The 23,611-nt window shown below is 71.9% G+C and carries 22 protein-coding genes; 10 read left to right on the forward strand and 12 right to left on the reverse strand.

Features of this window, described 5'->3' with window-relative positions; all coding sequences use genetic code 11:
• Positions 1–62 precede the first annotated feature (62 nt).
• The 4 genes from ABZX61_RS55105 to ABZX61_RS55120 form a co-directional block, all read right to left on the reverse strand.
• Positions 63–839, reverse strand: a complete 777-nt coding sequence (locus ABZX61_RS55105) for an SDR family oxidoreductase (protein WP_355208500.1) — start codon at positions 837–839, stop codon at positions 63–65.
• Positions 764–1,090: a hypothetical protein gene (locus ABZX61_RS55110; protein ID WP_355208503.1), complete on the reverse strand. Its 327-nt coding sequence runs from the start codon at positions 1,088–1,090 to the stop codon at positions 764–766. Before ABZX61_RS55110 ends, ABZX61_RS55105 begins: the two co-directional genes overlap by 76 nt.
• Positions 1,087–1,404: a carboxymuconolactone decarboxylase family protein gene (locus ABZX61_RS55115; RefSeq protein WP_355208506.1), complete on the reverse strand. Its 318-nt coding sequence runs from the start codon at positions 1,402–1,404 to the stop codon at positions 1,087–1,089. The genes ABZX61_RS55110 and ABZX61_RS55115 overlap by 4 nt, the downstream gene beginning before the upstream one ends.
• Before the next feature lie 100 nt (positions 1,405–1,504).
• Positions 1,505–2,392, reverse strand: a complete 888-nt coding sequence (locus tag ABZX61_RS55120) for a helix-turn-helix transcriptional regulator (protein ID WP_355208509.1) — start codon at positions 2,390–2,392, stop codon at positions 1,505–1,507.
• A 187-nt stretch (positions 2,393–2,579) separates the two neighbouring features.
• On the opposite strand from ABZX61_RS55120, the gene ABZX61_RS55125 reads away from it, so the two are divergent.
• Positions 2,580–3,560 carry an aldo/keto reductase gene (locus tag ABZX61_RS55125; RefSeq protein WP_355208512.1) on the forward strand — a complete coding sequence of 327 codons (981 nt, stop codon included), beginning with the start codon at positions 2,580–2,582 and terminating at the stop codon, positions 3,558–3,560.
• A gap of 16 nt (positions 3,561–3,576) precedes the next feature.
• Here the strand turns inward: ABZX61_RS55125 and ABZX61_RS55130 are convergent, their stop codons facing one another.
• Positions 3,577–4,725, reverse strand: a complete 1,149-nt coding sequence (locus ABZX61_RS55130) for an aminotransferase class V-fold PLP-dependent enzyme (protein WP_355208515.1) — start codon at positions 4,723–4,725, stop codon at positions 3,577–3,579.
• Between the two features lie 82 nt (positions 4,726–4,807).
• Here ABZX61_RS55130 and ABZX61_RS55135 point away from each other — a divergent pair, with 82 nt between their 5' ends.
• Positions 4,808–6,211: a PLP-dependent aminotransferase family protein gene (locus tag ABZX61_RS55135; RefSeq protein WP_355208518.1), complete on the forward strand. Its 1,404-nt coding sequence runs from the start codon at positions 4,808–4,810 to the stop codon at positions 6,209–6,211.
• Here the strand turns inward: ABZX61_RS55135 and ABZX61_RS55140 are convergent.
• Positions 6,201–8,243 (reverse strand): S8 family serine peptidase, encoded by a 2,043-nt coding sequence (locus ABZX61_RS55140; RefSeq protein WP_355208521.1) that lies wholly within the window; start codon positions 8,241–8,243, stop codon positions 6,201–6,203. The two genes, ABZX61_RS55135 and ABZX61_RS55140, sit on opposite strands and share 11 nt — an antisense overlap.
• A 138-nt stretch (positions 8,244–8,381) precedes the next feature.
• Positions 8,382–10,013, reverse strand: a complete 1,632-nt coding sequence (locus ABZX61_RS55145; protein ID WP_355208524.1) for a phospholipase A2 — start codon at positions 10,011–10,013, stop codon at positions 8,382–8,384.
• Positions 10,014–10,423: 410 nt separating this feature from the next.
• Here ABZX61_RS55145 and ABZX61_RS55150 point away from each other — a divergent pair, with 410 nt between their 5' ends.
• On the forward strand, positions 10,424–10,672 hold the full coding sequence (locus tag ABZX61_RS55150; protein ID WP_355208527.1) for a hypothetical protein: 249 nt from the start codon (positions 10,424–10,426) through the stop codon (positions 10,670–10,672).
• Here ABZX61_RS55150 and ABZX61_RS55155 read toward each other — a convergent pair.
• Positions 10,667–11,599: an MBL fold metallo-hydrolase gene (locus ABZX61_RS55155; protein WP_355208530.1), complete on the reverse strand. Its 933-nt coding sequence runs from the start codon at positions 11,597–11,599 to the stop codon at positions 10,667–10,669. The genes ABZX61_RS55150 and ABZX61_RS55155 overlap by 6 nt on opposite strands.
• Before the next feature lie 79 nt (positions 11,600–11,678).
• On the opposite strand from ABZX61_RS55155, the gene ABZX61_RS55160 reads away from it, so the two are divergent.
• The gene (locus ABZX61_RS55160) at positions 11,679–12,440 is read left to right on the forward strand and encodes a TetR/AcrR family transcriptional regulator (protein WP_355208533.1); all 762 of its coding nucleotides are present in this window, start codon (positions 11,679–11,681) and stop codon (positions 12,438–12,440) included.
• On the opposite strand, the gene ABZX61_RS55165 is transcribed toward ABZX61_RS55160, so the two are convergent.
• Positions 12,372–12,863 carry an FBP domain-containing protein gene (locus ABZX61_RS55165; RefSeq protein ID WP_355208536.1) on the reverse strand — a complete coding sequence of 164 codons (492 nt, stop codon included), beginning with the start codon at positions 12,861–12,863 and terminating at the stop codon, positions 12,372–12,374. The genes ABZX61_RS55160 and ABZX61_RS55165 overlap by 69 nt on opposite strands.
• 68 nt (positions 12,864–12,931) lie before the next feature.
• Here ABZX61_RS55165 and ABZX61_RS55170 point away from each other — a divergent pair, with 68 nt between their 5' ends.
• The 6 genes from ABZX61_RS55170 (at position 12,932) to ABZX61_RS55195 (ending at position 18,729) form a co-directional block, all read left to right on the forward strand.
• Positions 12,932–13,501 (forward strand): TetR-like C-terminal domain-containing protein, encoded by a 570-nt coding sequence (locus tag ABZX61_RS55170; RefSeq protein ID WP_355208538.1) that lies wholly within the window; start codon positions 12,932–12,934, stop codon positions 13,499–13,501.
• A gap of 84 nt (positions 13,502–13,585) precedes the next feature.
• A complete protein-coding gene (locus ABZX61_RS55175) occupies positions 13,586–13,801 on the forward strand; it encodes a hypothetical protein (protein WP_355208540.1) in 216 nt (71 codons plus the stop codon).
• Between the two features lie 40 nt (positions 13,802–13,841).
• The gene (locus ABZX61_RS55180; RefSeq protein WP_355208543.1) at positions 13,842–14,342 is read left to right on the forward strand and encodes a MarR family transcriptional regulator; all 501 of its coding nucleotides are present in this window, start codon (positions 13,842–13,844) and stop codon (positions 14,340–14,342) included.
• Complete coding sequence (locus tag ABZX61_RS55185; RefSeq protein ID WP_355208545.1) at positions 14,333–15,583, forward strand: MFS transporter; 1,251 nt, start codon at positions 14,333–14,335, stop codon at positions 15,581–15,583. The genes ABZX61_RS55180 and ABZX61_RS55185 overlap by 10 nt, the downstream gene beginning before the upstream one ends.
• Positions 15,584–15,769: 186 nt before the next feature.
• Positions 15,770–17,260 carry a protein kinase gene (locus ABZX61_RS55190; protein ID WP_355208548.1) on the forward strand — a complete coding sequence of 497 codons (1,491 nt, stop codon included), beginning with the start codon at positions 15,770–15,772 and terminating at the stop codon, positions 17,258–17,260.
• Complete coding sequence (locus tag ABZX61_RS55195) at positions 17,260–18,729, forward strand: protein kinase (protein ID WP_355208551.1); 1,470 nt, start codon at positions 17,260–17,262, stop codon at positions 18,727–18,729. Before ABZX61_RS55190 ends, ABZX61_RS55195 begins: the two co-directional genes overlap by 1 nt.
• Here ABZX61_RS55195 and ABZX61_RS55200 read toward each other — a convergent pair.
• From ABZX61_RS55200 to ABZX61_RS55210, 3 genes are read right to left on the reverse strand one after another with little or no spacing between them, the layout of a single operon-like run.
• Positions 18,726–20,594 carry an ABC transporter ATP-binding protein gene (locus tag ABZX61_RS55200; protein WP_355208554.1) on the reverse strand — a complete coding sequence of 623 codons (1,869 nt, stop codon included), beginning with the start codon at positions 20,592–20,594 and terminating at the stop codon, positions 18,726–18,728. The genes ABZX61_RS55195 and ABZX61_RS55200 overlap by 4 nt on opposite strands.
• Entirely contained in the window at positions 20,587–22,410 is a 1,824-nt protein-coding gene (locus ABZX61_RS55205; protein WP_355208557.1) for an ABC transporter ATP-binding protein, read from the reverse strand. Before ABZX61_RS55205 ends, ABZX61_RS55200 begins: the two co-directional genes overlap by 8 nt.
• Complete coding sequence (locus tag ABZX61_RS55210) at positions 22,383–23,564, reverse strand: lanthionine synthetase LanC family protein (protein WP_355208560.1); 1,182 nt, start codon at positions 23,562–23,564, stop codon at positions 22,383–22,385. The genes ABZX61_RS55205 and ABZX61_RS55210 overlap by 28 nt, the downstream gene beginning before the upstream one ends.
• Between the last annotated feature and the right edge of the window lie 47 nt (positions 23,565–23,611).

A 23,611-nucleotide genomic window follows, 5' to 3' on the forward strand; every position in this document is an offset into this window, starting at 1 on the left:
ATTCGACGCCGAGCTTCGAACCTGAGTGTGATCACTTCCGGGGCCACAGACAAGATCGCGTTTTACGTGAACAGCTGGCCGCCGTTGACGTCGATGGTGGCGCCGGTGAGGGCCTTGGCGTGGTCGGAGGCGAGGTAGAGGACGGCGCGGGCCACGTCCTCCTCGGTGGCGATGCGGCGCAGCGCCATCGCCGAGACGTCGCGGGCGAGGATCTCCTCGAACGGCACGCCTTCCGCCGCGGCCCGCGTGCGCATCCAGTCGTCGAGCACGTCACTGGCGATCCAGCCGGGAGCGACGCAGTTGACCCGCACCCCGTACGGGCCGAGCTCGTCGGCGAGGCAGTGGGACAGCAGGTGTGCGGCGGCCTTGCCCGCGGCGTAGTCGCTGCGCCCCGCGTAGCCCGTGCGGGAGGACATGGAGGTGATGTTGACGATCGAGCCGGAGCCCTGGGCCACCATGTGCGGCGCGATGAACCTGCAGGCCAGCAGGGTGCCGTAGCCGCCCGTCTCGACGGCCGCGCGCCAGGCCTCGAGGTCGTCGTCGGACATGTCGAGCACGTTCCTGCGGTGCGATCCGGGGAAGGCGGCGTTGACCAGCACGTCCACCCGGCCGAAGCGGTCGATCACGGTGCCGGCGAGCCGCCGTACGTCCTTCGTCCTGGTCACGTCGGCGGGCACGGCCAGCGCGCCCGGCACCTCGGCGGCGATCCGCTCGACCGTGGCCGCGGTGCGGGCGGCCACGACGACCCTGGCGCCCTCCTCGCTCAGCAGGCGCGCCAGGGTCCGCCCCAGCCCGGGGCCCGCCCCGGTGACGACCGCGACCTTGTCATCGAGCAGCACGTCCTGACTTTACCAAGCGTTTGCTCGATAACGAGGTGCCAGGCCGGGGCGTTGCGGAGGGTGATGTCGATGCGGTTCCAGGCGTTGATCGCCGAGATCGCCATGACCAGGGCGGCCGGCGACTCCTTGTCGTAGTGGGCCGCGGCCTCCTGCCACACCGCGTCGGGGACGCCGTCGGGGTTGTCGGCGACCCGCGTGGCCGCCTCCGCGTTCCCGATCGCGGTGAGCTCATCGCTCGTCCCAGCGGTCATCGGTGCATCTCCTTCAGGGCGGTGATCGCCGTCATGGCGTTGGGCCAGCCGGCGTAGAACGCCAGGTGGGTGATCGCCTCGACGAGCTCGTCCTCGGTCAGGCCGTTGTCCAGCCCTCGGCGCAGGTGGGATTCGAGCTGGCCGGTGCGGTACAGCGCCACCAGCGCGGATATGGTGATCAGGCTGCGGTCGCGGGGCGACAGGCCGGGACGTTCCCAGACGTCGCCGAACAGCACCTCGTCGGTCAGCTCGACCAGTTTCGGCGCGAAGTCGCCGATCAGGCGCTGGGCGGGTGTGGGCTCAGCGGACATCATGTTCTCCTCACGAAGGTTCGCTCGTCGCGTCCACCCTGGCGTTCGTGCCGATCGGGTGGCAGACCGCGCTGTTCGGGGGAGTGGCAGGGCCTCCCACGCGTCACGTGGAGGGGAGCTTGGTGGCGCGATCGGAGGCGAGCAGGTCCAGCAGGACGATCGCGTCGTACTCGGGGGTGCCGGGCTCGGCGTAGTAGGTCATCAGCCGGTGGCCGGGGGTGCCCTCCAGCAGCATGGACTGGTAGCCGAGGGTGAGGTCGCCGACCTCGGGGTGGTGGAAGGTCTTGCGGCCTTGTACGTGGCCGCGCACGTCGTAGCGTTCCCACAGGCGGGCGAACTCCGGGCTCTTGAGCAGGAGCTCCCCGGCGAGGTTGGTCAGGTCGGGCGCGTCCGGGTCTGTGCCGGCCAGGGCCCGCAGTCTGGCGACGCAGCCGCGGATCTGGTTGTCCCAGTCGTGGAACAGCTCGCGGGCCGAGGGATGGAGGAAGACATAACGGGCGATGTTGCGCTGCCTGGGCGGCCAGCTGTCCATCCCGGCGAACAGCCGCAGCCCGGCGGGGGTGTGGGCGAGCAGGTCGCCGGTGCGGCTGCCCACGTACGCGGGGTAGGGCCGCAGGCTCTCCAGCAGCAGCTTGACCCCGGGCCGGACGGTCCGGCCGGGCGCGGCCGGCGGCTCGGGAGCGGTGCGGGCGGCGCGCGCGGCCAGGCTGCGCAGGTGCTCGTGCTCGATCTCGTCCAGCAGGAGGGCGCGGGCCAGGGCGTCGACGACGGCCGGGCTGGGCCGGGTCTCCCTGCCGCGCTCCAGCCTGACGTAATAGTCGACGCTGACCCCGGCCAGGGTGGCCAGCTCCTCGCGCCGCAGGCCGGGGGTGCGCCGCAGGCCCGGGCCGACCGTCAGGCCGACCTCGCCCGGGGTCACCTGGGTGCGGCGTGCGCGCAGGAAACGTCCCAGCTCGCTGCCGCCACTGCCGTCCCGTTGCTCACGTGCCATACCTTCCAGTCTGCCGGGCCCTGACCTGCGCGGCGGCTGCGTTGGGGGGCCCTGTCACACCCCCGAACAGCCCGCCCTGCCAGCGCGCGCCCGCCGCGCGCAGGATGGACGGTCGAGGAGGTGTCCTCCCCCGGTGGGGCGGCCGCCTCCCCGTCGAACTGCGGTTTCGCGAGGAAAGAGATAGCAAATGGAGTACACCCGTCTGGGGTCGTCGGGCCTGAAGGTGAGCCGGATCGCGCTCGGCTGCATGAGCTTCGGGGCGTCCGGGGAGTGGACGCCGTGGGCGCTCGACGACGAGGGGGCTGAGCCGATCTTCCGGCAGGCGGTCGAGCTCGGCGTCACCTTCTGGGACACCGCCAACGTCTACGGGATGGGCGCGTCGGAGGAGATCGTCGGGCGCGCGCTGAAGAAGTACACGCGCCGCGACGACATCGTCCTGGCGACCAAGGTGTTCTTCCCGATCCACCAGGGCCCCGGCGGCGCCGGGCTGTCCCGTAAGGCGATCATGGAGCAGATCGACGCCTCCCTGAGCCGCCTCGGCACGGACTATGTCGACCTCTACCAGATCCACCGTTTCGACCCCGGGACGCCGGTGGAGGAGACGATGGAGGCCCTGCACGACGTCGTCAAGGCAGGCAAGGCCCGCTACATCGGCGCCTCGTCGATGTGGGCCTGGCAGTTCGCCACGATGCAGCACGTCGCGCAGGCGAACGGGTGGAGCCGGTTCGTCTCCATGCAGGACCAGTACAGCCTGGTCCAGCGGGAGGAGGAGCGGGAGATGTTCGGCCTGCTCGCTGACCAGGGCGTGGGCAGCATGCCGTGGAGCCCGCTCGCCGCGGGCCTGCTCGCCCGTCCCTGGGGGGAGAAGGGCACCAGCCGCGCCGCGACCAACCCGACGACCGACCGCCAGGGCCGGCCGCTGTTCCTGGAGGGCGACAAGGCCATCGTGGACGCCGTCCAGCGGATCGCGCGGGCGCGTGGCGTCTCGATGGCGCAGGTGGCCATGGCCTGGGTGCTGAACAACCCGGTCGTCAGCGCGCCCATCGTGGGCGCCACGAAGGCGCGCCATCTGGCGGACGCGGTCGCGGCGCTGGACGTCAAGCTCACCGACGACGAGGTCACGTCACTGGAGGAGCACTACACGCCCCGCCTGCCCACGTACTTCTGAGCGCGGGTCCTCGGCCTCACCGCCGGGCGGCGGTGAGGCCGAGCTCGGCGACCGCGGCGGCGACCCGGTCCACCTCCTCCTCGGTGTTGTAGTAGTGCGGTGACAGGCGAAGGGCCCACTCCACGTCCTTGTCGCCGAAGTCGTACTGGGCGAACTCGCGGAAGCTGAGGGCGGAGTTGATCCCCCGCGCGTCCATGGCCTCCTTGAAGGGCTGCGGCTGCCAGCCTTCGATCTCGAAGGTGACCAGGGCCGCCGGTCGCGTGCCGCCATCGAGGAGCCGGACGCCGGGGACGCCCGCCAGCCGGTCACGCAGCCGGGCCGCGAGCGCGGGCGTGCGCTCGGCGATGCGATGCACGCCGACCTGGAGGGCGTACCTGGTGGCCACCGCGCTGCCGATCACGGCCGAGTACGGGAACTCCCAGTCCTCGAAGCGCGCGGCGGTCTCGACCGGGCGGTAGCGCCCCGGCTCGACCCAGCGGGCGCCGTACATGTCGATGAACAGCGGCTCGTAGCCGGCGCGCAGGACCCGGTCGGAGACGTAGAGGAAGCCCGAGCCGCGCGGGCCGCGCAGGAATTTGCGGCACGTGGCGGTGAGCAGGTCGCAGCCGATCTCCTCGACGTCGATCTCGTACTGGCCGACCGTCTGGCAGGCGTCCACGAGATACAGCAGCTCCAGCTCACGGCAGTGGCGGCCGATCTCCGCGACCGGCTGGACCAGGCCGGAGTTGGTGGGCACGTGGGTCACGGCGACCAGCCGGGGCCGCCGCGAGCGCATGAGCGCGGCCATCGCCTCGACGTCGACGCCGCTGCCGTCGGCGTGGTCCGGGGCGTGCACGATCTCGACGCCGAACCTCTTGCGCAGGGACAGGAAGGCGATCTGGTTGGAGATGAAGTCGTTGCGCGTGGTGAGGATGACGTCGCCGCGCTCGAACGGGATGGCGGACAGCGCCCTGGTGTAGGCGTCGGTCGCGCTCCCGGCGAAGGCGATGTTCTCGGGGGAGCAGTTGAGGAGCCCGGCCGTCGCGGCGTAGAAGTCGCGGACCTCCGCCTGCCGGGCCGCGGCCGCCTCGTATCCGCCGATGGCCGCTTCGAGCCGCAGGTGGGAGAGCATCGCCTCGAGCACCGGACTGGCCAGCAGGCCGCAGCCGGCGTTGTTGAAGTGCACCACCGATTCGCAGCCCGGGGTGTCGGCGCGAAGGGATCGAAGCGTTTCCGGTGGAAAGTGGAAAGCGTTACTCTTATCTCTCATGTCCGAGAGTAACATTACTGAGGCTCTCGCCACGAGCCTGCGGGCGGAGATCGCCGGGCTGGCCGCGGGCGACCGGCTGCCCAGCGCCCGCGACCTGGTGCGCCGCCACGGGGTGAGCCCCGTGACGGTGACGCGTGCCTTCGCCCTGCTGGCCGCCGAGGGGGCGGTGGTGACCCGGCCGGGCAGCGGCACCTTCGTCGCGGTGCGCCGCGACCGGTCCGCCGACGGCGTGGGGGACACCTCCTGGCAGACGGTCGTGCTCGCGGACCGCAGCATGCCCGCGCTGACGGCGGGCGAGCTGCTCGGCCCGCCGCCCGGCGCCATCACGATGGCCGGCGGCTACCTGCACAGCTCCCTGCAGCCCGTCAAGGCGCTGGCCGCCGCCCTGGCGCGGGCGGCCCGCCGTCCGGACGCGTGGGATCGCGCGCCGGTGGCCGGCCTGGCGCCGTTGCGTACGATCTTCGCCAGACAGGCCGGCGGCGACGTCGGCTCCGACGACGTGCTGATCACCAGCGGCGGGCAGAGCGCCCTTTCCATGGTGTTCCGTGCCATCGCCGCGCCCGGCAGCCCGATCCTGGTCGAATCGCCCACCTATCCGGGCGCGCTGGTGGCCGCCCGCGCGGCGGGGCTGCGACCCGTACCCGTGCCTCTGGACGGCGACGGCATCCGGCCCGACCTGCTGGCCGACGCCTTCGCCACGACCGGGGCCCGGCTGCTGTACTGCCAGCCGACCTTCCACAACCCGACCGGCGCCGTTCTCTCGCCCGAGCGGCGCCGGCAGGTGGCCGACGTGGCCCGCGCGGCCGGCGCCTTCCTGGTCGAGGACGACTTCGCGCGCCACCTCGGGCACGGCGCGCCGGTGCCCCGCGCGCTCGTCGCCGACGACCGCGACGGCACCGTGGTCCACGTGAGCTCCCTGACCAAGCCCGCCTCGCCCAGCCTGCGCATCGGCGCGGTCATCGCCAGGGGCCCGGTGATGGAACGGCTGCGCGCGATGCGGCGGGTCGACGACTTCTTCATCGCGCGCCCCCTCCAGGAGGCGGCCGTCGAGCTGCTCAGCACCCCGGCCTGGGACCGGCACCTGCGTGCCCTGGCCCACGCGTTGCGCGAACGCTGCGCCGCGCTGGTCACCGCGCTGGCCCGCGAGGTCCCCGGCTGGGTGCCCGGGCAGATCCCCACCGGAGGGCTGCACCTGTGGGTGCGGATGAGCGCGGGCCACGACCACGCCGCCGTCGAGGCGGCGCGGGCGCGGGGTGTGGTCATCAGCGCGGGCGGCGACTACTTCGCCGCGGAGGCTCCGGGCGGCTACCTGCGGCTCGGCTTCGCGGCGGCCGCCGACGTCGCCGAACTGGTCGAGGGTGCGCGGCGGCTCGGCGGGCCGCCGCGTTCCTTCACTGGGTGAGCGTCCATCCGTTGATGTAGCCCTTGTCGCCGGATGTGACGTCTTCGACGCGGAGTTTCCAGCTGCCGCTGGCTGGTGATGTGCTGGCGTTGACGTGATAGGTCTCGTTCAGGACGTCGGCGTCGTCCTTGGGTGCCGGTGCCCGTAGCGGGTAGACCTTGCCGTCCGGGGCGACCAGGTCGAGCTTGAGGTCGCCGCGCCAGGTGTGGTTGATCTCGACGTAGACGGTCACGTTGGAGGGGGCGTTGCCGGAGAGCCAGCCGACCACGATCTGGGAGTCCGCGCTGCCGGGGTCGGGGATGGGGACGTCGTCCCAGGCGCCGAAGCAGGGCAGCCTGATGGTCCAGCTGTCGATGTAGCCGGTGTCGAGCCATTCGACGTCCTGGGCGCGCAGCTTCCAGGTGCCCTTCACCGGGGAGGCGCTGGCGTTGATGTGATAGGTCTCGTGGATGATGTCGGCGCTGTCGTTGGGGGCGGGCGCCCGCAGCGGGTAGACCTTGCCGTCCGGGGCGATCAGGTCGGCCTTCACCTCGCCGCGCCAGGTGTGGTGGATGTCGATGTAGACCTCGATGTTGGCGGGTGCGCTGCCGATGAGGTCGTTGACCACGATCTTCGATTCCACGTAGCCGTGGTCGGGGATGGCGTAGTCGGTCCCGTTGGTGTAGTTGGGCAGCGGCCAGGGGTCCGCGTCGGGGTCCGGAGTGGGGTTGGTGCTGCCGAGCACGGCGGTGTCGAGCTGGATGCGGGGGGTGGTGGCGCCGGTGTAGGTGATGACCTTGCCGGTGGTCTTCAGGGTGGTCACCAGCTGGGAGACGGCGGTGGTGGGCTGGGCCTGGCGCATCACGGCCAGGGCGCCGGTGACGTGGGGGGCGGCCATGGAGGTGCCGCTCATGGAGGCGTACTTGTTGCCGGGGATGGAGGAGACGATGTCGGTGCCCGGGGCGAACAGGTCCAGCAGGGTGCCGCGGTTGCTGAACGTGGACGGGGTGTCCGTGTCGGTGGTGCTGCCGACGGCGATGGCCGAGGAGACGCAGGCCGGCGCGCTGATCCCGTCGCCGTAGCCGTTGTTGCCGGAGGCGATGACGGTGGCCACGCCGGCCGCCAGGAGGGCGTCGATGGCGGGTTTGCGGGGGTCGGAGTCGCAGGCGGCGGTGTAGCGGCCGCTGCCGAGGCTCAGGTTGGCGGCCACGATGGGGGTGCCGCCCTCCTGCAGCTCCAGGACCTTCTCCAGGCCGGCGATCTGGGCGCTGGTGAAACTGAGCACGCAGGGGGCCGCCCCGGCGCCGCAGAAGTCCTCGGAGGTGAACTTGCTGAAGACCTGGATGGCGACGAGTTCGGCGGCGGGGGCGACGCCGGCGGGCGGGGCTCCGGTGACGTTCTGGCCGTTGCCGATGGCGATGCCGGCCACGTGGGTGCCGTGGTCGCAGTCGAGGGCGACGTCGGCGCAGGGGCCGGTGTCGGTGTCGGCCGCGCCGGGTCCTTCCTGCTCGGCGTTGCCGTCGGGGCACAGGCTGGTGGCCGAGTAGTCGGCGTCGACGGGGGAGAAGCAGGCCTCTTCGAGGACGCGGCTGCCCAGGAAGGGGTGGTTGACGGCGACGCCGGTGTCCAGGACGGCGACGACGCTGCCGGCGCCGGTCATGCCCGCGGCGCGGGTGCGGTCCCCGCCGATCAGGGGGATGCTCTGGGCCAGCACCGGGGGTACGGGCTTGTCCTCGGTGACGCTGACCACGTTGGCGAGCTTGGACAGCCGGTCCACGGCCGCCGCGTCCACGCGCAGGGTGACCATGGGGAAGCGGGAGGAGGTCTGCAGGACCTGGCCGTTGGCGGAGGCGTCGGGCAGGTCGGTCCGGGACTTGGTGACCACGTTCACCCGGAGTTTGCCGCCGGCGGCCAGCTTGGTGCGCAGCTCGGGCTCCACCGTCGGTGCGGCCGCGGTGACCTGCTGGGTGACCTGCTGGGTGGTTTGCTTCTCCAGATTCGCCGAGGCCGCGTGGGCCGGCACGCTCACGAGCGTCGTGGCCGCGAATGCCACGATGACACAGGATAAGACCGGAAATTTCATGACATATCGCGCCTTACGTGAAGAGTTCCATGGTGACGACGCCGACATGAGGGGGTGGCCGGACGGCGATCGATCCCGCCGTCCGGCCTCTGGGGTCACAGCGAGTGGTTACGTCGCGTTCGCGCCGTTCTTGGGGTTGCCCTTGACGCGGACGGCGGCCCAGTAGACGAGGGCGATCCGCCGGCAGGCCCCGCGGACCAGGATGAAGTAGCCGCCGCACACCTTGTCGCGCAGCGTGATGTAGAACCTGTTGTCCACGTCGGCCTTGCGGCTACGGTCGAGGTAGTACTTGTACTTCTTGTACGTGTTGCCGATCAGCCCGTACCCGTAGTCGTGCGAGTCACAGGCCGGCCGGTAGTCGAAGCCGCTGGGGCGGTCCGGAGCCTGCGTGCAGTGATCGTGGTTGATGCCCATGACCTTGAAGCCGCTGGCGGTCCGCTTCCAGCTCGGGCTGTGCCAGCCGTAGTGCGCCGCGTAGGCCATGCAGCCGATCTTGGTCCACCACATCCAGTCCTTGGCCGTGGGGCAGTACTTCGGATAGGCCTGCGTGCCGTCGATGCCGCCCGGGATGAAGTCGCCCGGCGGCGGCTCCGGGGTCACGGGGCTGGGGATCCCTCCCGAGCCCTCGATCGGCGTGTCGGCGGTCGGCCGGTCGGCGTCGACGGAGGTCGCCTGGGGGACCGCGCTGCCCGCCGGGAAGCTCAGCTGCCACGCGCCGTTGCTGCGCGAGTCGATCGACGTCAGGCGGCCGATCTCGTCGTAGGCGTAGGTCGCCTGGGTGGTGCCGTCACTGGGGTCGGACACCGTGCGCAGCAGCCCGGACAGGTCGTACGCGTAGCGGGCCGCGATCTGCGGCGCCTCGGTGCCGAGGGTGACCGCGACCTCCTTGAGCCGGCCCGTGAAGTCGCCGAGCGAGGAGGTGCCGGCCGTGGTGGACGTGGCGTAGGTGAACGCGAGGGTGGTCTCGGGGGCTTCGGCCCCGGCCGGTTCCTTGATGGTGCTGATGCGGCCCTGGGTGTCGTAGCCGACCGTCGACTTGCCGTACGCGGTGGTGCCGACGCTGGTCACCCGCCAGGTGTCGGTGCTCTGCAGGCCCGCCGGCTGCGCCCAGGTGTAGTTGAACTTGAGGTCGGCCGCGCTGACGGGGTTGCCGTTGGCGTCGGTGAAGGTGTCGTCACCGGCGTCCTGGGTGGCCGGATCCACCGTGATCGCCTCGGCCATCGTGGTACGCATCGCGCCGGCGGTCGCGTCCCACTTGGTCGTCTCGGTGAGCTTGGCGCCGGTGGCGTCCTCGTAGGTGTTGATGCCGCCGCCGCCCGGCAGCGAGACGCTGCTCTTCAGGTCGTAGCGGGTCGAACCCCCTTCTTCCAGATCCGTGACGACGACGGCGCCGTTCTGGGCCTCCAGCTTCCGGTTGATCGCCCCGCCGAGGAACTCCCCTTGCCAGCCGGGCCCGAAGACGGCCAGCTCGGGGCGGGTGGCGGGGGCCGACTGCGGCCGGGCCAGGTCACCGTTGGCCGCGGCCACGCCGTGCCGGCGGCCGATCGCGGCGAAGGACACGTCCGATTCGGCGATCTTGAAGGTGCCGGAGTCGGCGAAGTACTGACCGGGGCCGACCTCCTGAACCTCGGCCGGGGGCGGCTCGGCGACGGCAACGGTGGAGGTGGAGGCGGAGGCCTCGGGAGAGAGGAAGGGGATCAGCACCGCCGAAAGGGCGACGGCGGTCGTTAATCGGCGCAATTGGGCCTCCCGAGTGCGCGGGTGAGTGATTTGATCACCTGGACAGTAGATGATCGGATTTCACTCCACAAGGGTCTGGACAGCCATTCGGATCGGTGCTCAAATCGCATTCGGAGTCGCACCCTTCCCGCCCTTCGGTAAGCGGTGAAGCGTTCGACGAACCCGCATTTCCAGACACTGCCAGCGCTCGCATAATCCCAGGCCAGAGCGGCTTTTCGGGTGAATTTATGGCGCCCTTATCGGGTCTCTGATGAAGATGGACCGATGCCCTGCTGAATTCGTATGGCGGTAATGTAGTGATTTTATGGCGGTCCCGCCGACCATTATCCGCGGGGGATTGCCGCGCCATTGCCCCCGGCGGTCAAGGCCGCTTCAGCGCCGGGGTCGGCGGGCGTTCGACAAGGGTGTGAATGGCGTACGCGAACCAGGGCCGGCCCGGGCCGCGCGTGGCGCGCAGCGCGGCCAGGGTCGCCACGATGAAGATCGCGATGATGACGGTCACCACGACGCCTGACGCGATCTCGGTGTGGTTGCGGTCGGCGAACTCGACGCCGCGGTGGACGGCGTTGCCGAGGCGGACCGCGATGATCGCGCCGAGCTGCCCCGGCCGGTACGGCCTGTGCTCCGTGCCCGCGTCGCCGCAGGTCCAGATGCTATGAGGCGGCCTCGTGGTAGAAGGCGCGGGCGGCGAAGCCGATCCACTCGGGACGTTCCCAGGTGGTCCAGCGGGCGCGGGCGGCCTGATCGATCGCCGCCGCGGTCTCCTCCTCGGTGGCGCCGGAGGCACGCAGGCGGGCGGCCTCGGCGCGGACGTAGGCGAGGTAGTCGCGGACGTCGTGGAGCAGGGAGGCGTCGGTCACCTCGCCGTGGCCGGGGACGACGACCTCGGGGGAGAGGGCGATGAGCCGGTCGAGGACGTCGATCCAGCGGGCGCCGTCGACGTCGACGTCATGGGGCGGAAGGTACGGGGTGATCGGGAAGATGCGGGTCTCGAACAGGTCGCCGCCGAAGAGGATGCGGTCGTCGACGAGGATGATCTGGTCGGAGGCGGTGTGCGCCGGGCCGGCGGTGCGCAGGACCGCGGTCCGGCCGCCGAGGTCGAGCTCCGCCTCGCCGTCGTAGACGAGGTCGGGTTCGACGAGGGTGACGTCCTGGAGCTCGGCCGCGACGGCGGGGCTCAGCCCCTTGAACATGTCGAGGTAGGCCGCGCCCTTGCGGCGCAGCTCGGCGCGCTGGGCGGCGTTGTAGACGATGGTCGCGGCCCCCTGGAAGGCCTGCGCGCCGAAGCCGTGCTCGGGGTGGAAGTGGGTGACGGTCAGGTACAGGCGTCGGTCGCCGGCCAGGAGGCGGGCCTGTTCCAGGACGTGGGCGCCGTTGCGGGGGCCCATGCCGGTGTCGATCACCAGCGCGGCCCGCTCGCCCACGACGATGCCCACGTTGGGGACGAGCTCGACGCGGCCGTCCGGGATGACGTACACGCCGTCGGCCACCTCGACCGGCTCGCCCCGCACGATCGGCGGCGGGCTCTGCCGGACGTCCGGCACGACGCTCTGTCCGGCGGACGGTGAAGACGCGGTGGGGCACATGACCCACTCCAATCTGAACAGTGTTGAGATGGCTTTTCGCGCAGCGTAACACGGATCTGATCGGTGTTAAGATCGGCCCATGGCAAAGGGGCGTTACCACCACGGCGATCTGCGCGCGGCACTCCTGGACGCCGCCGAGGAGCTCGTGCGCGAGCGCGGGGCTGACGGCTGGTCGCTACGCGAGGCCTCCGCCCGGGTCGGCGTCAGCCCCAGCGCCGCCTACCACCACTTCGCCTCGCGCGACACGCTCGTCCGCGCCCTGTCCGAACGGATCCTCTCCCGCCTCGGCGACCTCCTGGCGGACGCCTGCGAACAGGCCGGCGAGCGGAGCGGTGCAGGTGCCGGTCCGCGGGCGCCCGGCGGCGAGACCGCCGATCCTCTGCGGCGCCTGATCGCCCTCGGTCGCGGCTACCTGCACTGGGCGGTCCAGGATCCGGCCGTGGCCCGCCTCGTCTTCGGGGCCGGCGCCACCGGCCCGGACTCGCGCGTCTCGCCCCACCCGCACGACGTCCTGACGGCCGAGCTCGACCGCCTCGCCGACCTCGGCGCCCTCCCGGCGGCGTCGCGCCCGGGGGCCGAGTTCGTCGTCTGGGCGCCGATCCACGGCCTCGCGGTCCTGCTCATCGACGGCCTGATCCGCGTCCACGACGCCCGGGCCTTCGACCTCCAGGCCGAACGCGTCATCCGCGCCACCCTCAACGGCCTGTGCCAGGAGCCCGCCCCCTCCGAGGGCTGGCCCGCCGTCCACACCACGCACACCGACCGCCGCCGGTCACACCTTGGCCAGGAAGGCGAACAGGTTGGCCCGGGTGCGGGCGACCTTCTCCGGCAGGCTGAGTGACTCGTCGATGGCCCCGTCGCCCGCGGCCTTCTTCTTGCCGCGTACGTACAGGGAGCAGTCGAGGTCGGTGCACAGATACTGCCCGACCGTGTTGCCCTGACGGCCGGCCTCGCCGGTCCGGCGCGCGGTCATCAGTGCGACGCCGCCACTGGTGTGCATGGTCAGGCACAGCGAGCACATGCTGCGCGAGGTGAAGCCGCGCGACGTGCCGGACGTCACCCGGAGCGCGATCCCGACGAAGGAGCCGTCGCGTTCGGCCACCAGGTAGGCGCGTTCGGGCGCGCCCGGATCTCGCCACCCGAGGAAGTCGAGGTCTTCCCAGGGGCTCTGCGTGAAGTCCCTGGGCACGCTGAGGCGCTGGGTCTCGCCCTTGGAGCAGTTGATGAACGATGCGCGGATGTCCCGCTCGGTGACTGGTCTCATGGGCGGCGAGGCTAGCTCTCCTTAAGGCTATTATGCAAATACTTAAAGGGTGTAAGAAAGGTGGGCGCATGGCGCGGGCGGGAGTGACCCCGGAGCGGCTGACCAGCGCGGCGGCGGATTTGGCCGACGAGATCGGCTTCCAGAACGTGACCGTCTCGGCGCTCGCGCGCGGGTTCGGGGTCAAGCCCGCGGCCCTGTACGCGCACGTCAAGGACGCGCAGGACCTGCGGTTCAGGGTGCGGGAGCTGGCCATGGGGGAGCTCGCCGACAGGGTCGCCGCCGCGCTGGCCGGCCGGGCGGGCAAGGAGGCGCTGGTGGCCTTCGCCAACGCCTACCGGGACTACGCGAAGGAGCACCCGGGCAGGTACGCCGCGACGCAGCTCGAACTCGACCCGGTGGCGGCGGCCACCAGCGCGGCGGGCCGGCACTCGGAGCTGGCGCGGGCGCTCCTGCGCGGCTACGACCTGTCGGACCCCGACCAGACGGACGCGATACGGCTGCTGGGCGGCACTTTCCATGGATACGTGTCCCTGGAGACGACGGGCCGGTTCGCCACCACCCCGCGCAGCGCGGACGTGTCGTGGTCCAGGGCCCTGGACGCGCTGGACGTCCTGCTCAGAAACTGGCCGGAAGCCTGAAGCTCTGTAGCGGCCCTGTGGCGGATATATAGCTTCTGCGCCGAGTGTCGTGCGAAGAGCAGTCGCTGTAAGGAGGCGAGAAAAGTGGCCGAAAGCGCCTTCCTCATCGCCTTGGCGGTGCTGGCCGGCACCGTCATCCTGCGGCGGAACGTGGGGCGGTATCTGTCCCGCCGACGGCGTCCGCCCCGCACCGCGCCCGTGTTCGTGCCGCCTTGCTGCACTCCGGCCACCGCTCGCCGCCGCCTCCGGCGAGGCCGGTCGGCCAGGTGCGCGTACGAACGGGTGCGGCGCCATGCCTGATATCTAACAGTGCTTATATAAGTACTGTTACGATTTGCTCATGGCCGATCCCCGTGAGCTCGACCCCAGCCGGCAGAGCCTCTGGCGCCCGCTGCGGCTGCTCCAGGCGTCGATGGACGCCGACATCGCCCGGATCTACGCCGAGGAGCGGATCGAGGGGCTCAAACCGAGCTACGTGATGGAGCTGCTCCGGCTGCACGCCCGCGGACCGATGACCATCACCGAGCTGGCCGAGTCGGTCAACCGGACGCATTCCGCGCTCAGCCAGAAGGTGGCCGCGATGCGCGAGGCCGGCTGGGTCGAGACCGTCGCGGGCGGCGACGCGCGCAGCAAGAAGGTGACGCTCACCGACCGCGCCCGAGGCGTCATCGGCCGCCTGGCGGCGGAGTGGCGGGCCACCGAGGCCGCCCTCGCCGACCTCGAGGCCGAGCTCCCCTATCCGCTCTCCCGGGTCGTCACCGACATCGAGCAGGCCCTCGAACGCAGGAGCTTCCACGACCGGATCGCCGAGAAGCTGGCACAGGACCCCGAATGGGGCTGAGGAGCACGCTGCTCGACGTGACCCCGCTCCGGTCGTCGCCGCGGTTCCGGCGGTTATGGATCGGCCAGGCCCTGTCCGGTTTCGGCAGCCAGATGACGATCGTCGCGGTGATGTTCCAGGTCTGGGAGATGACCGGCAGCACCGCGTGGACCGGCGCCGTTGGCCTGGCGCAGGCGATCCCGCTCGTGGTGCTCGGGCTGTTCGCCGGATCGCTCGTCGACCGGGTGGATCGCCGGAGGCTCTGCCTGATCACGACCATCGGGCATGCCGTGTGCTCGCTCCTTCTCACGCTCCAGGGCTTCTTCGGGCCCCTCCCGCCCGCCGGGATCCTGGGGCTGGTGGTCGCGCATTCCTGCTTCGGCGCTGTCGGAGGCCCGGCCTCGCGTACGTTCATCGCGCACCTCCTGCCCAAGCACCAGCTGGCCGCCGGGCTGGCGCTGAGGCGCATCTCCTTTCAGGGCGCCATGCTGATGGGCCCCGCGCTGGGCGGGCTGATCGTGGGCGCGCTGGGCGTCGGTGGCTGCTACCTGATCGACACGCTCACCTTCGTCGCCGCCTTCTACGGCGTGATCGGTCTGCCGCGGATGAGTCCCGAGGGCGCGCCCGCCCGCCCCGGACTGCGCGGCGTGCTGGACGGCCTGGCCTTCCTGTCCCGCACTCCCGTCGTTCGCGGAGCCCTGCTCACCGACCTCGCCACCATGGTGCTGTCCATGCCGATCAGCCTGTTCCCCTTGATCAACGCGGAGCGGTTCGGCGGCGACCCGCGCACTCTCGGACTGTTCCTCACGGCCATAGCCGTCGGTGGCGTCGTGGCCTCCGTCTTCTCCGGGACCTTCACCCGGCTGCCCCGGCCCGGCGTGGTCATGCTCGCCGGATCGGCCACGTGGGGCGGGGCGCTCGCGCTGTTCGGCGTGTCGACCGACCCGTGGGCCGGGCTGGCCTTCCTCGTCCTGGCCGGCGCCGCCGACACCGTCTCCGTGGTGTCCCGGAGCACGATCGTCCAGCTGCACACCCCGAACGAGCTGCTCGGCCGGGTCAGCGCCGCCGAACAGATCGTCGGGCAGGCCGGCCCCGACCTCGGCAACATGCGCGGAGGCCTTGTCGCGGACGCCACCTCGGGGGCGGCGGCCCTGATCGGCGGCGGCCTGCTCTGCCTCGCCGCCGTCGCCGCGGTGGGCGCGTTCACCCCGGACCTGCGCCGCTCCTCCACCGCCCCCACCCCCGCCTCGACCGGCACCTAGCCAGGATGCTGCGGGAGCGGTCGAGCGGCCGGGTCATCCGGCATTCGTGAGCTGTAAGGGCTCATGGTGCCGACGGCGGGCCGGGCGCTGTGGCCTGATCTCGCGCGGGTTTACCTGACTGGCGCACTGCGTCTGACATTTCCCGCTATGGTGCCGAAGATCCCCTACAGTCGTCACAGGAGTCCCATGTCGCGCGTCGAGCCTCTGCGGGAGGGCGATCCCACGGCCGTGGGGCCCTACCGGCTGTTCGGGCGGCTGGGTGCGGGCGGCCAAGGGGTGGTCTACCTGAGCCAGGGGCCCGACGGTCGCCCGGTCGCGATCAAAGTGCTGCGCGAAGGGCTCGCCGACGAGCGGTTCGCCAAGGAGATCGACGCGGCGCGCCGGGTGGAGCCGTTCTGCATCGCCCAGGTTCTCGACGCCTCACTGGGCCCGCGGCCGTACATCGTGACCGAGTACGTCGAAGGGCCCTCGCTCCAGCAGGCAGGTCGTCACGTCGGCGCCGACCTGCAGCGGCTCGCGGTGGCGACCGCGACCGCGCTGGCTGCCATCCACCAGGCGGGCATCGTCCACCGCGACTTCAAGCCCGCCAACGTGCTGCTCGGGCAGGGCGGGCCGCGGGTGATCGACTTCGGGATCGCCCGGTCCGTCGAAGCGGGGGGGACGGCCACCAGCAGCATCGTGGGGACGCCCGCGTACATGGCGCCCGAGCAGCTCGCCGGTGAGCGGATCGGGCCGGCCGTGGACGTGTTCGCGTGGGCGTCGGTGATGGTGTTCGCCGCCACCGGGACGCCTCCGTTCGGCGAGGACTCGCTGCCCGCGGTGATCAACCGCATCCTGCACAACGAGCCGCAGATCGGCGACCTGCCGCAACCGCTGCGCACGATCCTCCTGGCGTGCCTGGCCAAGGATCCGGCCCACCGGCCGAGCATGCAGGACGTGTTGCTGTGGCTCCTGGGCGGGCAGGCCCCCGGGCCTCCGGCCGGGGCCGGCGGCGGCAGCGGTGTGTCCACGGTCCCGGGACGGCGGCGGCGCGGGAAGGGGACGGCGGTCATCGCGGTCGTCTCCGGGGTGGGGGCGCTGGCGGTCGCGGGCGCCGTCGCCTGGGCGGCCACGAACGTCCGGTTCCAGCCACAGCGGCCGAGTACGCAGGCACTGGCGTTGACCTCCGCCGGGACGCCGGCCCGGACCTCGACCCCGGCTCCCGCTTCGACTTCGACTCCGACTTCGACCAAAGCGCGCCAGCGTCCGAAAAGGAGCAAGAGTCCGTCGGAGCCGGTGACCCCGACCGTGAAGAAGACCGTGAAGCCGACGCAGCCCGCTCCCAAGCCGACGACCGCGTCGGCGAAGCCCTCGTCGGGCGGTGGCTCCTTCCGGGTGGTCTGGATCCGGGCCATGGGCGCCAGGAAGGCCAACACCCAGGACTGCCAGATCGGCCAGACCAACACCTTCGGCCTGGTCGAGGGGACCAAGCTGGCCACCAGGTTCCACTACGAATGGATCCTGGACGGACGCGTGGTCGAGCGCTCCGAGTCCGTCATCGCCGAATCCCACACCATGCAGGTCGTCGGCCCGCTCGTGACGTCGAACGGCCCTCACAAGATCACCCTCCGCGTCACCTCGCCCGCGACGGCGTCCAGGGCTCTCTCGTTCACCATCTGCCCGGTCGGGACGGAGTGATGAACCCGCTCCTGCCCGAGGATCCCCCGGCCGTGGGCCCCTACCGGCTGCTCGGGCGGTTGGGCGTGGGCGGCCAGGGCGTGGTCTACCTCGGGCAGGGGCCCGACGGGCGGCGGGTCGCGGTGAAGGTGCTGGTGGACGGACTGGCCGACGACCATCGCTTCGCCAAGGAGATCGACGCGGCGCGCCGGGTGGAGCCGTTCTGCATCGCCCAGGTTCTCGACGCCTCGTTGGGCGGGCGGCCGTACATCGTGACCGAGTACGTCGAGGGGCCCTCGCTCCATCAGGCCGGTCGCCACTTCGGCGCCGACCTGCAGCGGCTCGCGGTGGCGACCGCGACCGCGCTGGCGGCGATCCACCGGGCCGGGGTGGTGCATCGCGACTTCAAGCCCGCGAACGTGCTGCTCGGCCGGGACGGGCCGCGGGTCATCGACTTCGGGATCGCCCGCGCGGCCGGCCATTCGCTGACCGTGACGAGCAGCATCGTCGGCACGCCCGCGTACATGGCACCCGAGCAGCTCGCGGGCGCCCCGCTCGGTCCCGCGGTGGACGTGTTCGCGTGGGCGTCGGTGATGGTGTTCGCCGCCACCGGGACGCCTCCGTTCGGCAACGACTCGCTGCCCGCGGTGATCCGGCGCATCCTGCACGACCAGCCGTACCTGGGTGACCTGCCGGGTCCGCTGCGCCCGATCGTGCTGGCCTGCCTGGCCAAGGACCCCGCCGCCCGGCCCGCCATGCAGGACGTCCTGCTCCGGCTCATCGGCGCCTCGCCCACCGGCCCGACGGGCGAGGTCGCGAGCCACCGGGACGGCACCGTGGCCCGCCGCCCGCGCGGAAAGGCGCTGCTGGCGGGCGCCGGGGCACTGGCGGTGGCCGGGGCCCTGGTGGCCGGGGCGATCATGTGGATGCCCGCACCGGCGACGACGGCCGCCCCCAGCGTGGCGACGACGCCGGCGCCCTCACCCTCGGCCGCGGGCCGGGGAGCCACCGGCACACCCAGCGCGTCGGCCAAGAAACCTGCCAGGACCCCCGCCAAGACGCCCAGCGCGCCGGTCAGGAAGGCGCGTCCCACCAGGACGGCCGGCTCCACCCCCACCGTCTCCCGCGCCCGGCCGACCCCCACGCCCACGAAGGCCACGAAGACCACGGCCGCGCCGGCGGGGACCGTACGCCTGGTGTCGCTGACGCTGGACGGCCTGCAGACCGAGAAGGGCTGCTGGTCGCCCAGCCTCTTCCCGGTCGCCTCGCTCAGGGGCCCGTCGGGCAGGCAGGTGGAGTACGGCTACCGCTGGGTGGTGGACGGCCAGGACGAGGGCTGGAAGACGGACTGGGTGACCGGCACGACCAAGAACCGGCGCAACCCCTTCGGAGCCTTCGAACCGGGCCGGCACACGATCGTCTTCCACCTGCTGACACCGTCGAAGGCCACCAGGAGTGTGGCGTTCACGGTGTGCGAGCGCTACTCCTAGAGTTCGGCCGCCACCGGTGGCGCGTCCTCGAAGTCCTTGTCCAGGGCGTCGGTCCACGAAGGCTTCGTCTCCTCGTACCCCTTGGCGTGCAGCCGGTAGAGCGTGGCGTACAGGCCGTCCAGGGCCATGAGCTCCGCGTGGCTGCCCAGCTCGCGGATCGTGCCGCCGTCCAGGACCACGATGAGGTCGGCGGTGCGCACGGTGGCGAACCTGTGGGAGACGAAGACCGTGATCGTGCCGTTCTCCGTCTGGTCCGCGGCGATCTGGAAGCGCCGGAAGATCTCGTACTCGCTCGCCGGGTCGAGGCTGGCGGCCGGCTCGTCGAGGACGCGGAGGATCGGCGCGTCCCGCATCATCGAACGGGTCAGCGCGACCTTCTGCCACTGCCCGCCCGACAGGTCGGTGCCGCCCGGGAACGTGGGGCCGAGCTGGGTCCGCAGGCCATGGGGGAGCAGGCCGGGCAGGCCGGACCCGCCCGCGCGGTCGAGGGCGTCCCTGACGGCGGGCTCGTCGTCGATGCGGGGCAGGTCGCCGATGCCGGCCGACTCCTGCAGCAGGAACTCCAGGCGGCAGAAGTCCTGGAAGCAGGCCGTCACCCGGTCGCGCCAGGCCTGGACGTCGTAGCCGGCCAGGTCGCTCCCGCCGTACGTGATCCGGCCCGCGGTGGGGTCGTACAGCCGGCACAGCAGCTTGACCAGCGTCGTCTTCCCGGCGCCGTTCTCGCCTACGACGGCCACGGTGCGGCCGGCGGGAAGCCGCAGCGACACGTCCCGCAACACCGGCCGGGCGGCGTCCGGATAGCTGAAGGAGACGTTCTCCAGGACGAGGTCGGAGCCGGCGGAGGGCGCGGGGGTGCCTGCCTCCCGCGGCCGGATGCGGGCCCTGGCATGGTCGTCCAGCCACAGGTAGTAGCCCATGGCGCGCAGTGTCTTCTGCATCCAGGTGAGCATCTGGATCAACCCGGAGACGCTGCCGGTCAGCTGGCCGCCCAGCGCGATGGTGAGGACGACGTCACCGGGGCTCGCCTGACCCTGCACCGCCGCCGTGACGACGAGGTAGAGCGCGCCGGCGAAGCCCGCGCCGAAGATCAGCCAGCCGACGGAGGTCCACATGGCCGTACGCGCCTCCGCCTGCCGCCGGGGCCTGTCGACCTGCTCCCACAGGGCGCGGTGGCGGCCGGCGATCTCCTCCTGCAGGCCGAAGACCCGCAGCTCCTTGGCCGCGCTCGGGGAGCAGGCGGTCGTGAACAGCCCCTGCCGCAGCCGCGCCGGCGCCACGGTCGTCTCCTCCGCCCTGGCGGTGGCCTGCTCGCCACGCCGTACGGCGAGCACCGTGGGCAGGGCCAGGAACAGCAGGAGGAGGAACTCCGGGCGGACGCTCATCAGCAGCGCGACGGTGGAGCCGAAGGCGACGAGCGCCCGCAGGTTCTCCACCAGGGCCCCGAAGGCCGAGCCGAGCGAGGTGCGGTGGCTGCGGAGCAGTTCGAGCTGGTCCTGATAGGGCGGGTACTCGTGGTGGTCCAGGTGCGGCAGGCCGCTGGTCATCGCCATGATGCGCTGGTCGAGCAGGAGCCCGACCCGCTGCTGCAGCCGGATGCGCAGGTCCGCGGCTACCGTGCCCGCGAGCTGGCCGGCGACGAGCGCGCCCGCCAGGATGAGGGCGGCGGTCAGCATGCCGGGCAGGTCCGCCTCGACCGCCGAGTTCACCATGCGCTGCAGGCCGACCGCCGTCACGGCGGCGACCGCGCCGACCACGGGCGCGAGCCCGAGGACGAGGGCGGCCCGGGGGGCGTCGGCCTTGAAGGCGGCCCCGATCAGCAGGGCCATGGCCCGGACGGCGACGCGCGGGGAGGTTCGGTCAGACATGGCGGGCCTCCCTGAACGGCGCGCTCTGCAGGGTGAACAGGTGGGCGTACCGCCCGTCGAGCGCCATCAGCTCCTCGTGCGAGCCGTACTCGATGACCTCGCCGCCGTCGATCACGCAGATCCGGTCCGCCAGCCGTACCGTGGCGAACCGGTGGGACACCAGGATCGTGGTGAGCCCGCGGGTGATCTCCAGGAAGTGCTGGTAGATCTCGGCCTCGGCGCGCACGTCGAGGTTGGCGGTCGGCTCGTCGAGGACGAGCACGCGGGCGCCGTGCTCGACCGCGAACAGCGCGCGGGCCAGCGCGACGCGCTGCCACTGGCCGCCGGACAGGTCGGTGCCGCCCTCGAACCTGCGGCTGAGCGGGGTGTCCCACGCCGCCGCGAGCCTGGGCAGGAAGTCGTTGAGGCCGGAGAGCTTGGCGGCACGGTCGAACGCGCCGTTGGAGCGGTCGGCGTCGAGCCGTCCGAATCCGACGTTGTCCCGCAAGGACAGCTCGTAGCGGACGAAGTCCTGGAAGACGATCGCCAGCTGGCGGCGCCAGGCGAGCGGGTCGAGGGTACGCAGGTCCACGCCGTCGACCGTGATCCGGCCGGAGACGGGGTCGTAGAGCCGGGCCAGCAACTTGATCAGCGTGCTCTTGCCCGCGCCGTTCATCCCGACGATCGCCAGTGACGAACCGGCCGGGATGCTCAGGTCCAGGCCCTTCAGGACCGGACGGTCGGGATAGCCGAACCGTACGTCCTCGAACCGGATCCCCTGCGCGGGCCACCGCTCGTCCGGCGCGACGGTGTCCGGCCGGCTGAGCTCGGCCTCCACCCCGAGCCGGCCGACCGCCAGGGCGTGCGGCACGGTGGCGCTCGCCTGGGCCAGGATCCACTGGATGTCCCCGATCCAGCCCAGCGCGGCCATGGCCGCGATGGCCTGCAGGGCGACGGTGATCGACTCCACGTCGAGCCGCCCGCCCGCCACGGCGAAGGCCAGGTATGCGAACACGGCGGCATGGGCCAGCGCCAGCACGACCGGGCCCACCGTCCTGCTGAGCAGCCGGCCCGACCCGGCCAGCGCGTCCATGCCGACGAGCCAGGCCCGGGTGAAGCGGTCGTGCAGCCAGTCCTGGAAGCCGAAGACCCTGACCTCCTTGGCCGCGGCGTCGCCGATCGCGAGATCCCGGGCGTAGGCGGCCTGCCGGAGCGCGGGCATCGACTCTTCCTCGGCGTCCACGGCCTTCCTGACCTCGCGCAGCCGCCATCGGGACAGCGTGATCCACGCGGCGGCCAGCGGCAGCGGCAGCCACCATTCGACGGTGGCGAGCAGGATCGCCGCGGCGAGCCCGCCCAACCGGCTGGTCGCGAGTCTCGTGAGAGACGTCACGGCGTCGCCGGGCGGATAGCCCGTCGCCAGTCCCTGCGCGAGCTGGATGCGGTCGGCGATCGCGGGATCGCTGAGATGACCGATGCCGACCGGCCGAAGCGCTCCTTCGAGGGTCGTCTGGCCGAGAGTCGCGTTGAGCCGCCGCGCCAGCTCGGCGGAGATCATCCCCAGGACGGGCGTGAGGGCCAGCCGCGCCACGAAGATGGCGATGAAGACGGCCAGATCCAGCGCGAGGCCCGCGTCCCCGGCCGCACGGCTTGCCACGTCTCCGACGACGGCGGCGCCGGCCAGCATGAATCCGCTGCTCAGCAGGGCCTGCAGGAGCACGACGGCGGTCAGGGCAGCGGTCAGCGGGAGCGACACGCGCGGCAGGAGGCGGACCACCTCCAGCACGCCGCTCGCGCCGCGACCGCCGGTCACCTCAGTCCCAGTGCGGCCAGCCATCGCCGGTCACCTCCGCTCCTCGTCAGCAGCGCGGACAGCATCCCGGGTGCGCCCATCAGTAAGGACCAGCCGGTCTCCGCGAGCGCGGCGGGCTCGTCGAGGCGGCCCATGAGGTGGTCCGTCAGGTGATCCGCGAGTTTCGCCGCCTCCGGCAGCCCGGCGCATCGGGCGAAGGAGTCGAACACGAGCATCAGTCCGGCGGCCCCGTGGCAGATGCCCAGGTCGTCCAGATAAAGGTCATCGTCGTACGCCGCCAGGAACGATCGCGCCGACTCGAGGGCGAAGGCGGCCAGGTCGTCGTCGCCGAGCACGCGTGCGGCTTCCCACAGTGTCCAGGCGTTGCCGGGACAGCCGTAGCACCACGCCTGCCGCCGCCCGTCTCCCTTGGGCGCGCGATGGCCGTCCAGCCGGGTGGTCCCGAACGGCCAGGTGATCACACCTCTGTCGTCGACGTAGGATTCGGCCACCAGCCGGCCCGCGAGCCGGCGCAGCAGGTCGTTCAGCTCCTCGCTCAGCCCGTCGGCGTCGGCGGCGGCGCGCAGGGCGGTCACGATGCCGGGCAGCCCGTGGGCCAGGCCCAGATTGATGCGGTCGACGTTCCAGCCGCGCAGCTTCTCGCCCTCGTACTGGCCCACCCGCAACCTGGACAGTGCCTCGTCCTCGCAGAGCAGTGCCAGCCGGGCGATCAGCGGTGCCCGGCCCGCGGCGTCGATGCCGGGATCGATGGCGAACGCCACGAGGACGCCTGCCGGGCCCACGATGAGGTCGTAGTCCTCCCAGCCGACCTTCGTGGTCCGCCAGCGCGGGGCGGCCACGTACTCGATGAGCCTGGCCCGCTGTTTCGCCAGCGGCTCGTTCAGCCGCGGCCACGCCGTGGCGGCGATCCGCAGGCCGAACATCCTGGACGACGCGCCGCCGCCGAAAAGGCCCGGGTGGTAGTGAGGGCTGCGGAAGTCGCGCAGCCACGTGACCACGGCGCGGGAGGCGGCTGACTCGTCCGGCGGACGAGTCTGACCGGCGGCCAGCGCGGCGAGGATGGCCGGTCCGGAGTCCGGCCTGTTCTGCGCCGGCTCGGCCGGCACGGCGTATTCCCGAAGGAGTGTCTCGGCGACCGCCTGCACGGCGGCTCGTTCGAGCACGTGGGTCGATGTCACGACGATGCCCTTTCAGCGGATGCCGGCTCACATGTGGATCGCCAAGG

The sequence above is a fragment of the Nonomuraea sp. NPDC003709 genome (genome assembly GCF_040610775.1).
In the GTDB taxonomy this organism is placed as follows: domain Bacteria; phylum Actinomycetota; class Actinomycetes; order Streptosporangiales; family Streptosporangiaceae; genus Nonomuraea; species Nonomuraea angiospora_A.

Excerpts from the sequence above, each read along its gene's own strand:
- ABZX61_RS55205 (WP_355208557.1), bottom strand. The coding sequence starts at position 22,410 with ATGGCTGGCCGCACTGGGACTGAGGTGACCGGCGGTCGCGGCGCGAGC.
- ABZX61_RS55150 (WP_355208527.1), top strand. The coding sequence starts at position 10,424 with ATGGCGTACGCGAACCAGGGCCGGCCCGGGCCGCGCGTGGCGCGCAGC.
- ABZX61_RS55195 (WP_355208551.1), top strand. The coding sequence starts at position 17,260 with ATGAACCCGCTCCTGCCCGAGGATCCCCCGGCCGTGGGCCCCTACCGG.
- ABZX61_RS55110 (WP_355208503.1), bottom strand. The coding sequence starts at position 1,090 with ATGACCGCTGGGACGAGCGATGAGCTCACCGCGATCGGGAACGCGGAG.
- ABZX61_RS55160 (WP_355208533.1), top strand. The coding sequence starts at position 11,679 with ATGGCAAAGGGGCGTTACCACCACGGCGATCTGCGCGCGGCACTCCTG.
- ABZX61_RS55200 (WP_355208554.1), bottom strand. The coding sequence starts at position 20,594 with ATGTCTGACCGAACCTCCCCGCGCGTCGCCGTCCGGGCCATGGCCCTG.
- ABZX61_RS55170 (WP_355208538.1), top strand. The coding sequence starts at position 12,932 with ATGGCGCGGGCGGGAGTGACCCCGGAGCGGCTGACCAGCGCGGCGGCG.
- ABZX61_RS55135 (WP_355208518.1), top strand. The coding sequence starts at position 4,808 with ATGTCCGAGAGTAACATTACTGAGGCTCTCGCCACGAGCCTGCGGGCG.
- ABZX61_RS55120 (WP_355208509.1), bottom strand. The coding sequence starts at position 2,392 with ATGGCACGTGAGCAACGGGACGGCAGTGGCGGCAGCGAGCTGGGACGT.
- ABZX61_RS55155 (WP_355208530.1), bottom strand. The coding sequence starts at position 11,599 with ATGTGCCCCACCGCGTCTTCACCGTCCGCCGGACAGAGCGTCGTGCCG.
- ABZX61_RS55115 (WP_355208506.1), bottom strand. The coding sequence starts at position 1,404 with ATGATGTCCGCTGAGCCCACACCCGCCCAGCGCCTGATCGGCGACTTC.
- ABZX61_RS55125 (WP_355208512.1), top strand. The coding sequence starts at position 2,580 with ATGGAGTACACCCGTCTGGGGTCGTCGGGCCTGAAGGTGAGCCGGATC.
- ABZX61_RS55180 (WP_355208543.1), top strand. The coding sequence starts at position 13,842 with ATGGCCGATCCCCGTGAGCTCGACCCCAGCCGGCAGAGCCTCTGGCGC.
- ABZX61_RS55185 (WP_355208545.1), top strand. The coding sequence starts at position 14,333 with ATGGGGCTGAGGAGCACGCTGCTCGACGTGACCCCGCTCCGGTCGTCG.
- ABZX61_RS55190 (WP_355208548.1), top strand. The coding sequence starts at position 15,770 with ATGTCGCGCGTCGAGCCTCTGCGGGAGGGCGATCCCACGGCCGTGGGG.
- ABZX61_RS55165 (WP_355208536.1), bottom strand. The coding sequence starts at position 12,863 with ATGAGACCAGTCACCGAGCGGGACATCCGCGCATCGTTCATCAACTGC.